The 9528-nt window shown below is 51.0% G+C and carries 9 protein-coding genes; 4 read left to right on the top strand and 5 right to left on the bottom strand.

The window, feature by feature from the left end:
- Positions 1-217 precede the first annotated feature (217 nt).
- From DEF47_RS21330 to DEF47_RS21310, 5 genes are all read right to left on the bottom strand, one after another.
- Entirely contained in the window at positions 218-841 is a 624-nt protein-coding gene (locus tag DEF47_RS21330; protein ID WP_012190227.1) for an alpha/beta hydrolase, read from the bottom strand.
- Positions 831-1934 carry a VOC family protein gene (locus tag DEF47_RS21325; RefSeq protein WP_012190226.1) on the bottom strand — a complete coding sequence of 368 codons (1104 nt, stop codon included), beginning with the start codon at positions 1932-1934 and terminating at the stop codon, positions 831-833. The genes DEF47_RS21330 and DEF47_RS21325 overlap by 11 nt, the downstream gene beginning before the upstream one ends.
- A 55-nt stretch (positions 1935-1989) precedes the next feature.
- Entirely contained in the window at positions 1990-2553 is a 564-nt protein-coding gene (locus DEF47_RS21320; RefSeq protein ID WP_012190225.1) for an NADPH-dependent FMN reductase, read from the bottom strand.
- Positions 2554-2730: 177 nt separating this feature from the next.
- The gene (locus DEF47_RS21315; RefSeq protein WP_012190224.1) at positions 2731-3144 is read right to left on the bottom strand and encodes an anti-sigma regulatory factor; all 414 of its coding nucleotides are present in this window, start codon (positions 3142-3144) and stop codon (positions 2731-2733) included.
- Positions 3125-3508, bottom strand: coding sequence for an STAS domain-containing protein (locus DEF47_RS21310; protein ID WP_012190223.1), 384 nt, complete (start codon positions 3506-3508; stop codon positions 3125-3127). Before DEF47_RS21310 ends, DEF47_RS21315 begins: the two co-directional genes overlap by 20 nt.
- 244 nt (positions 3509-3752) lie before the next feature.
- Between DEF47_RS21310 and DEF47_RS21305 the strand changes: the two genes are divergently transcribed.
- The 4 genes from DEF47_RS21305 to DEF47_RS21290 all read left to right on the top strand — a co-directional run bounded on the left by DEF47_RS21305 (position 3753) and on the right by DEF47_RS21290 (position 9486).
- Positions 3753-4136 carry a DUF983 domain-containing protein gene (locus DEF47_RS21305; protein WP_041304520.1) on the top strand — a complete coding sequence of 128 codons (384 nt, stop codon included), beginning with the start codon at positions 3753-3755 and terminating at the stop codon, positions 4134-4136.
- 107 nt (positions 4137-4243) lie between these two features.
- Positions 4244-6331, top strand: coding sequence for a polyphosphate kinase 1 (ppk1, locus tag DEF47_RS21300; RefSeq protein WP_012190221.1), 2088 nt, complete (start codon positions 4244-4246; stop codon positions 6329-6331).
- Between the two features lie 225 nt (positions 6332-6556).
- Positions 6557-8575: an ABC transporter permease gene (locus tag DEF47_RS21295; protein WP_012190220.1), complete on the top strand. Its 2019-nt coding sequence runs from the start codon at positions 6557-6559 to the stop codon at positions 8573-8575.
- A complete protein-coding gene (locus DEF47_RS21290; RefSeq protein WP_012190219.1) occupies positions 8572-9486 on the top strand; it encodes an endonuclease/exonuclease/phosphatase family protein in 915 nt (304 codons plus the stop codon). The genes DEF47_RS21295 and DEF47_RS21290 overlap by 4 nt, the downstream gene beginning before the upstream one ends.
- Positions 9487-9528: the final 42 nt, after the last annotated feature.

Here is a 9528-nt window from a genome sequence, read left to right as displayed (position 1 = left end):
GGGCTTTAATCCCCCTGCACCCCCTCAAGGGCAATCAAGGATATGTATGCATTCATCGATGAACCAGCGTATCCGTGGGTCACAGCGAAAACCGACCCTTGTAAGCTCGCCCCTGCTCCCGCCCAGCAGGCGAGGGGGAACCATCCAATCCTGATGGGTAGAAGGCCCTTCTCCCGCCGCAGTGGGAGAAGGGTTGGGGATGAGGGCATGCTACCAACTAAACTAACTTGCCCAACAAAGCTTGAATTGCGCTAATTTCATCGTCGTTGACGGTGTGGCCCATATTTGGGTAAAGCCGCAGATCGACGATGGCCCCAGCTTGCTCAAAAACGCTAGCACTTTCGCGCACCCGTTCGGCAGCAATATGAAAATCACGGTCGCTACAGCCGAGAAATGCCGTTGTGCCTGCGAGGTTCGTGCTATAGCTGGTCAAATGCGTGCCAGCGCCAATCAGGCCGCCGCTGAGCGCAATTACGCCAGCCAAGCCCTGACCATAGCGGGCCACCCATTCCAAGGCCAAACATGCACCCTGCGAAAAACCCAACACCACAATCTTATTGCGCGGAATCTTGAGAGCTTCGGCCTCGGCCACGGCGCGACCAACCGCTGCCAAGGCAAAATCGAGTGCTGGTTGATTGACCGCGACTGGCTCGACAAAACGCTGTGGATACCAGGTATGATTATCGGCTTGGGGCGCAAGATAGGCCCAATCTGGCCGCTCAAATGCTTGGCTCAAACTGAGGATGCTGGCAGCATCAGCGCCGCGTCCATGCAGCATAATCATGGCTCCTGTGGCGTTTTCGAGGTTAGTTCCAGTTTGAATAATCGGATTAGAATGCATGACTTTGCTCCACCACTGCCAATTTGCTACATGGAATAACCAACGGCGTAAGATGTTCTTCGATTAGGCTGCGTTGAGTTTCGAGCCATGGTGGCAATTTCAGCGTTTTGCCCAATTGCTCAACTGGTTCATCGACTGCAAAACCAGGCCCAAGCGTTGCCAACTCAATGATATGCCCATCGGGATCGTTGGTATAAATGCTTTTGAAATAGGTGCGATCCTGCACTGGCGAAACCCGTTTGCCAAAACTCAACAAGCGTTCGCGCCATGCTAACTGCTCATCGTCGTTGGCCACTGCAAAAGCAATATGATGGGTTTGGCCAGCACCCATGCGCACAGGCCGGGTATGCGCTGGATCACGCTCAAAATACGTCATGACCGTGCCTGGCTTGCCATTCTCGCTGCCCCAATACCAGTGCGCCGAGGTTGGATCATCGAAGTTATAGGTCATTTTGACCCGTTGCAAGCCCAAAATGCCTGCATAAAACTCGTGCGAACGCTCGACGCTTGCTCCAATCGCTGAAATATGGTGCAAGCCTTCGTGCAACGACATATCGGCGGTAATTTCGGGCACTGGTTCCGGCCAATTGATCGTGGCAATATCGCATTCGTTACGATTACTGCTCATCAATTCTTTGGGTGGCATCAAGGCTGTTTGTCCAAGGCTTTCCAATGGCTCATCGACTGTCCAGCCTGGGCCTTTGGTCGCAATTTCGAGAATTGTACCATCGGGATCACGGAAGTACAGCGATTTGAAATAGTTGCGATCGTAGGGGCCGTTGACCCGCACTTTAGCGTCGAGCAAACGGCGTTTCCATTTGAGCAAAGCTTGCTCGTTGGTAACGCTCAGCGCCAAGTGGTGCGTGCCACCAAGGCCAGTTGCCCCGCGCGGCGCACGTGGCCATTCAAAAAAAGTGATAATCGTACCAGCAGAGCCATGCTGATCGCCAAAATAAAGATGATAGGAACCGGGATCGTCGAAATTCACGGTTTGCTTGACCAAACGCAGCCCCAGTACGCCAGTGTAAAAATCAACAGTTCGCTGCGCGTCTGCACTAACAATTGTAATATGATGTAAGCCCAAAATCGACATAATCAACACTCCTTTGTGTGAACATGCGACGACCCGGTTGCCCTAAGTTAACTATTTATTGACTTAACCGTTTCGTCCAAGCCACAAGCGCTTCTAAATGGTTACGTACAACCTTGCGGGTTGGTTCATCGTGTAATTGACCATCGCTAAACTTTTTGTCTGCGAAGGTAATCATCACCTCAGGTTTATTTAAGGGATGCATGTTGGTATTGACGGTCACTTGGCGTAAATGGTGCTGACCGCGAGCAGTGCCATAGGCTCCGACGCTTGCGCCAATAATTCCCAAGGGCTTGCCGCTCAGTGGCATCTCGCCAGCGCTACCAGGCCGCGAAGCCCAATCGAGCGCATTTTTCAGCACGCCAGGAATTGAGTAGTTGTACTCAGGCGTGGCAATCAGTACAGCATCGGCTTCACTAATTGCTTGGCGTAGATGTTGCACGCTGCTTGGGAAGCCGTGTTGCTCAACATCCTCATTGAATAACGGAATATCATGCAATAGGATAATGTTGAACTCCACGCCATCGGGCATTAACCCAGCCGCAGCCCACAATAACGCCGTGTTATACGAATCCTTGCGCAAGCTGCCCGAAATCCCAACAATCTTGAGTGTGTCTGCCATAGACGAACTTCCTCCAACAAATGGTTGTTGATGATCACACACTGATTGTATCGCGATAATACGATCGTGTTGTCCGCCATGTTGTCCATCTTTTTGTCCTTGGAAGCGTCCTATTCTAGTTAAATAATAAAGAGCAGCAGGTGCTGCTCTTGGTCGGGGTGAATGCTGATCGGTTGTTTAGGGGCGTTTCCATTTGCGGCAGGTAATTTTGGTACCTTCGCCGACCACCGACTCAATTTCGAACTCATCCATGAGCCGTTTTGCACCTGGCATGCCCATCCCCATCCCCTTAGAGGTGGTATAGCCATCCTGCATCACGAGGCTAATATCCTCGATCCCTGGCCCTTGGTCTTCGCAAACGACCTGAAGCCCCTTGCGGAGCCCCTGTTGAATTTCACTGACAGTGACAGTACCTTCACCGGCGTAGAGATAAATATTCCGCGCCAGTTCGGAGATCGCGGTAGCAATCCGTGCTTGGTCGATAGCGCCAAAGCCCATTGCCTTAGCCATATCGCGGGCCGCCATCCGTGCCGCCACAATGTCGAGGTCGCTCTGAATTGTGATGACTTTATTAGGCATTGCCATCCGCATTGTTCTCCGTAATCAGCCGCAACTTAGCGATGCCTTTTTCCAAATTCAGCGCCGTTGTGACACCAGGCAACTCAAGCCCAAGCTCCACCAACGTAATTGCGACGGCAGGTTGCAACCCTGTAATAACAACGGTTGTCCCCATCAGGCGAGCCATCGCCGCAATATCACTAATCAAGCGGCCTACGAAGCTGTCTAATACATCCATCGCCGTTAGATCGATGATGACCCCTTTTGCTTTGGTCTCATAGATCTTCTGGAGAACCGCGTCTTTGAACTGAATTGCTTGCATGTCATACAGGGCAACCTGAACCGAAGCAATTAAAAAGTTCTCGATCTTAAGAATTGGAATATTAACGATGTCCAAGCGGCCTCCCTGAAGTCGAACGCGAAGATGAGCCACAACAAAAGCTTGCGTATGGAGTATGTGCCTATTATACGTATGATATTGCTACTCGGCAAGCGTGAGTTTGCTGCTCATTTCGGAGTAATTTTCGCTATCATACAGCATAAAGCATCTCTATGCACATGTTTTTAGGCCTGTCCTAGGCTATAACAGGACTTAAGGATTACTCACAACGGGTTTTAGCAAATCTAGCAACGAAAGGTTGATGATGTTTAATGCACTTTTGATGCTCTGGCGTGGTTTGGGTGGGCGTTGCCCCACATGTGGCTATGGGCACATGTTCAAAACATTTTTTGGCCTAATTGAGGGTTGCCCTGCATGTGGCTTACGCTTTGAAGGAACTGGCGATCAAAGTACTGGGGCAATGGGGATTTCATTAACCATCACCGTAGCACTTGGCTTTGCTGGAGCATTAATTTTGGTTTGGCAATGGCCTGACCATTTAATTCTGGGTACTGCTGGGTTAATTGGCGTGCTGAGTATTTTTCAATTGTTCTGCTACCGGGTGTCGCGCGGCTTCTGGATTGGCATTCTAGCGATTACCGGGGCGATCCACGAGGATGAGCGGCGCGATCAGTTTTTTCTTTAAACCTTGGTTAAATTTAGCCATTGTCGTAGGTTTACTGGTTGTGGGGCACACTTTTTGCCGTACAATGGCAACGCCGTTTTGATCTTGAATGTGGAAAGAAGCGTCCCATGACTGAGTTGTTGATACCCGACACAGTTGCTGAACCACTAAATCTGGCTGACCCACGAAATTTCCTGAATCGTGAATTGAGTTCGTTGGCGTTTCATCGGCGCGTTTTAGAGGAAGCCCTTGATCCTTCATTGCCATTGTTGGAGCGCGTGAAATTTTTGGCGATTTTCAGCACCAATCTCGATGAGTTTTTTATGATTCGGGTTTCGGGGATTCGCCAGCAAGTTGCGGCGCGGGTCTTTGAACGCTCAGCCGATGGCAAAACGCCGCTTGAGCAATTACGCGCAATTCGGGCAGCAGTTGCCCCCTTGATGGAACTACAACGAGCCTGTTTCATCCAAGATTTGCAGCCCAAACTGGCCGCCGAAGGGGTGTTTATCCAAGAATACAGCCAGCTTTCGATTCATCAACAGGCATGGCTCAAAAATTATTTTGATCATGAGATTTTTCCGGTGCTGACCCCCTTGGCATTTGATCCAGGCCATCCCTTCCCGCATATTTCTAATTTGAGCCTCAACTTGGCGGTTGTGATTCAAGACCCCGACAGCGACGAGCATTTTGCGCGAATCAAAGTGCCGGCTTCGTTGCCACGCTTGGTCAGCGTGCCCAGCGAGCATCCAAATACCGTTTGTTATACTTGGCTTGAACAAATTATCGCCGAAAATATTAGCACGCTCTTTCCTGGCGTACAGGTTTCTGAGGCCTACACGTTTCGGGTGATTCGCAACGCCGATGTCGAAATTGAAGAAGATGAAGCCGCCGATTTGCTTGAGACGATTCAGGCAGGTGTGCGTCAACGCCGTTTTGGCTCAGTCACCAAGCTTTCAGTTCACTCAACCATGCCGCCACGAATTGTCGATTTGCTGATCGATAATCTTGAGGTTGAGCGCGATGATGTTTATCAGTTGAATGGTTCGCTCGATTTGAGCAGCCTCATGAGTGTCGTGCGCTTGGATCGTTGGCAGTTGAAGTTGCCACCATTCAAGCCCAGTGTGCCAGCGGTGCTCTCAACTGGCGAAGATATTTTTAATGTGGTGCAACGCCGCGATGTGCTATTGCATCATCCTTATGATTCATTTATGCCAGTGGTAGATTTTCTGCAAGCAGCGGCACGTGACCCAAATGTGTTGGCGATTAAACAAACGCTCTATCGGGTTGGCTCGAATTCGCCAATTGTTAAAGCCTTGCTCAAAGCGCGTGAGAACGATAAGCAGGTGGCGGTGTTGGTCGAACTCAAGGCACGTTTCGATGAGGAAAACAATATTGAATGGGCCAAGGCCTTGGAACGTGAAGGCGTACATGTGGTTTATGGCTTGATGGGCTTGAAAACGCACTGCAAAGTGGCCTTGGTAGTGCGTAAAGAGCGCGATGGCGTATCACGTTATTTACACCTTGGCACTGGCAATTACAACGCCGTGACTGCCAATATTTATACCGACCTTGGTTTGCTGACCTGTAATCCTGATTTTGGGGCTGATGCCTCGGATTTGTTTAATTTTCTGACGGGCTATTCGCGCCAAAGCCAATTTCGCAAATTGTGGATTGCCCCGATCAATTTGCGCCGCCGCTTGACCCATATGATCGAGCGCGAGATTCAACATCAACAAGCTGGGCGGAGCGGCAAATTAATTTTCAAAATGAATTCGCTGGTTGACCCAAACATCATTCAATTGCTCTATCGGGCTTCGCAGGCTGGGGTTGAAATTCAATTGCTGGTTCGGGGCATGTGTTCGCTGCGGCCTGGGGTTGAAGGCTTGAGCGAAACCATCCAAGTTAAGAGTATTGTTGGGCGCTTTTTGGAGCATAGCCGTCTGTATTATGCTCGCAATGGCGGCGATGAGCAATTGTATGTTGGCAGCGCCGATTTGATGGAGCGCAATTTAGATCGCCGAGTTGAGGTTTTATTCCCAATTGAAGACCCAAGTTTGTTGAACTATATTCGTGAAGAAATCTTGGGCGTGGCATGGCGCGATACCGCCAAAGCGCGAATTTTGCTGCCTAATGGTTTATATGGCTGTCATTTGCCACCTGCTGGCGAAGAACCCTTCGATAGCCAGATGTATTTTTTGCGTCGCCACACGGCTTAAGCTACCATAAGAGCGAACTCGGTTGACATGCCCTCACCCCCTAGCCCCCTCTCCCGCCAGCGAGGCGAGGGGGAAATAGCTCAGTATGAAGGGGGGAACTCCCCTCTCCCGCCGCAGTGGGAGAGGGGTTGGGGGTGAGGGCTAGCGATTATTACCAACCTAAGAAACCATTACAAATAACCCTCTGCTCAACTCCACAATCGCACTTTGCTTGGGGGAATCACAATGACTGCTTGTGGTAGTGCCCAGTTTTCGTGTAGCCAGCTTTTGCTGCAATTGGTGATTTTTGGCTTGGCCAATGGGGCAATTATCGCCCTGAATGCGATCAGTGTGACGCTGGTGTATAGCGTTGTGCGCATGCTCAATTTTGCCCATGGCGATTTATTTTCCTTGCTCACGGTTTTGGCAGCCGAATCAATCACGATTTTGGGCTTGCAAGTTGGCGCTTCATGGCTCTCGATTGGACTAGGATTGCTGGTAGTGCTGGCCATTTGTGCAGTGGTTGGAGCAGGCACAGGCCTGCTCATCGAACAAATTGGCTTTCGGCCTTTTCGAGGGGCTTCGCGTTTAGCCCCGTTGATGGCGACCCTTGGCATTTCATTTATGCTCTACCAAGCCGCTTTGTTTGTGCGTACCCTGACCAACGCCGTCATTCCAGGCGAACATCGCAGTGTGCCTGGCATTCCCGAAGTAGCCCGCATTAATGTGCCTGATCTGTTGCCGCATGGCAATTTGTTTGGCGATGCGGCGCTAATTTTACAAGGCAAAGATTTGATTGTGCTGGCGGCGGCAGTGAGTGTGGCGCTAGGCTTGCATTGGCTGTTGCAGCGAACCCGCTTTGGCTGGAAGCTCCAAGCTAGCGCCGCCGACCCGACCATGGCCCAGTTGTGTGGCATCAACTACAGCGCAACCTTGCGTCAAGTTTTTGCGCTTGGTGGTGCTTTGGCGGGCTTAGCGGCCTTGCTCTTTAGCCTGTATTACACTGCGCCTTACACCAATTACGGGGCGCAAAGTGGCTTAATTGCCTTTACTGCTGCATTATTGGGTGGCGTTGGCAGGCCACTGGGAGCATTGTTGAGTGGCTTGGCCTTGGGCATTTTGGCGGCCTTCAGCGATTATTTTATCGCCGCCCAGTGGACTCCAGCGCTTACGCTTGGTTTGTTGGTGCTGCTGGTGGTGCTGCGCCAACAACCAAAAATAGAAGATAGCCCGATTAATTCGGCCTTGGTTGGCAGTGTCCAAGCGGTTCGGCAAAACTGGCGTTGGCTGATTGTGCCAGCATTCTTGGCCTGTGTGCCGTTGCTGAATGCCTGGTTTGAATTGGGTATTCAAGTTGCTGCGATTCAGATCTTGATTTATGGCTTGCTGGCGTTGGGCTTAAACCTGATTGTTGGCTGGGGCGGCATGCTAGATTTAGGCTATGCTGCGCCATTTGTATTGGGCGCTTATTTGGTCGGATTAATGAGCACGGGCTTGCATGGCGGTTGGCAAACATGGCTCGCCTCGGGCGAGTTGGCGGGAATTTTACTGGTTTGTGGGATTGGCGGCAGCCTATTTGGTTGGCTGATTGGGCTTTTAGCAGCACGGCTTGATAATGAACTGTTGGCAATTGTTACCTTTGCACTTGGCGTAATTGCACAGCGCGTGTTGCAAAATTGGCGCAGCCTGACCAATGGCTCAAGCGGCATTTCGGGCGTGCCTAACCTGCAAATTTTTGGCTTAGATTTGGCTACGCCTAGCGCGACCTATTATGCAGTGTTAGCAATCACCTGTGGCGTTGGCATCTTGGGCTATAACTTGGTGCGTTCGCATTATGGGCGAGCTTTGGCGGCCTTGGCCAGCGATGAATTGGCAGCGGCCAGTGTTGGGGTTGCACCTGTGGCGCTCAAACGCTTGGCGTATGCTTGGGGTGGCGGCGTGGCGGCCTTGGCTGGTGGCCTGTTCGCAGTCAGTTTTAGCTATATCTCGCCGACGTTGGCCGAATTTCGAGTTTCGGCAATTGCCTTAATTATTGTGGTTTTGGCAGGTTCGCGGCGAATTATTGCCCCGTTGATCGCCACATGTTTGGTGTTGGGCTACGATTTATTGCTGATTCCCAAGCTTGGTAAATTGTTTGATGATTTACGCGAGCAAACTGGCAATTGGCTGTGGAGCGCGATTAATCCGCGTGGCGCGAATTTTCTCAGTTTTGGTTTGATGCTCTATTTGACAGTGTGGTATCGCGCACGAGCACGCCGCGCATGAGTTGGCCACGGTTTTGGCTAGGCTTGTGGTTGTTTGGGCTAGGCCTAAGTTACAGCAATGTGATTGATCTGCTGAGCGTGCTGCAACCATGGTTTTTTGCGCCAGCCCTGCCATTATTGCTGTGGGCAATTCCGCAACGGCGGCGCTGGCTGAGTGTAATGGCAATCTTTATCGGTTTGATCTGGCTTTGGTTGTATGCTGAGCGTTGGTTACCTCAACCAAGACCCGATACAACGCCAGCCTTACGCCTGCTCAGTTGGAATGTAGCTGGTTGGAATTTAAATAGCGTTGATATTCTACGAGTGATCGATGATGAACAACCCGATTTAATTGCCCTGCAAGAAGTCGATGTCGGTTTGGGTAAACCATTACAAACAGCCTTGGCTAGCAAGTATCCGTATGTTGAATTTCGCCCAGCGAGCGGAGCGGCACAACCAGCCGATTTGGCCTTGTGGAGCAAATGGCCGTTTGCGCTGATTCATCCATGTGCCTATTGGCAATGCTATCGGCGAGCCTATCGCGTGCAGCACCCCCAACAACCCTTAATTTTGGTGAATGTGCATATTGAGCATAGCCCGATTCGTTGGCTCAGGTTCGAGCGTGAGCGTGAAGAGGCAGCGATTGGGCAAATGATCGCTGATTTTGGCCAAACAACCGAGCCAGTGCTCTTGGCTGGCGATTTTAATACGGTTGAGCAACAGGCGGGCTATGCGGCGTTGAACACGGTTTGGGGTGATAGTTGGCACGAACGCGGGGTGGGTATGGGTTTTAGTTGGCCGCAGCGATCGTGGCATCCGCCCATAGTCCGCATCGACTATATCTGGCATAACGCAGCAATCCGTCCAATCCAGCTTGAAACAGGGGCTGGCGTATCTGATCATCGGTATTTGATTGGTGCGTTTGATTTTTGATCCACAAAGGGCACGCAGCTACACAAAGGAGTGGTTATGGCG

Source organism: Herpetosiphon sp., assembly GCF_003512625.1.
In the GTDB taxonomy this organism is placed as follows: domain Bacteria; phylum Chloroflexota; class Chloroflexia; order Chloroflexales; family Herpetosiphonaceae; genus Herpetosiphon; species Herpetosiphon aurantiacus.
This window is presented reverse-complemented; position numbering and strand designations above follow the sequence as displayed.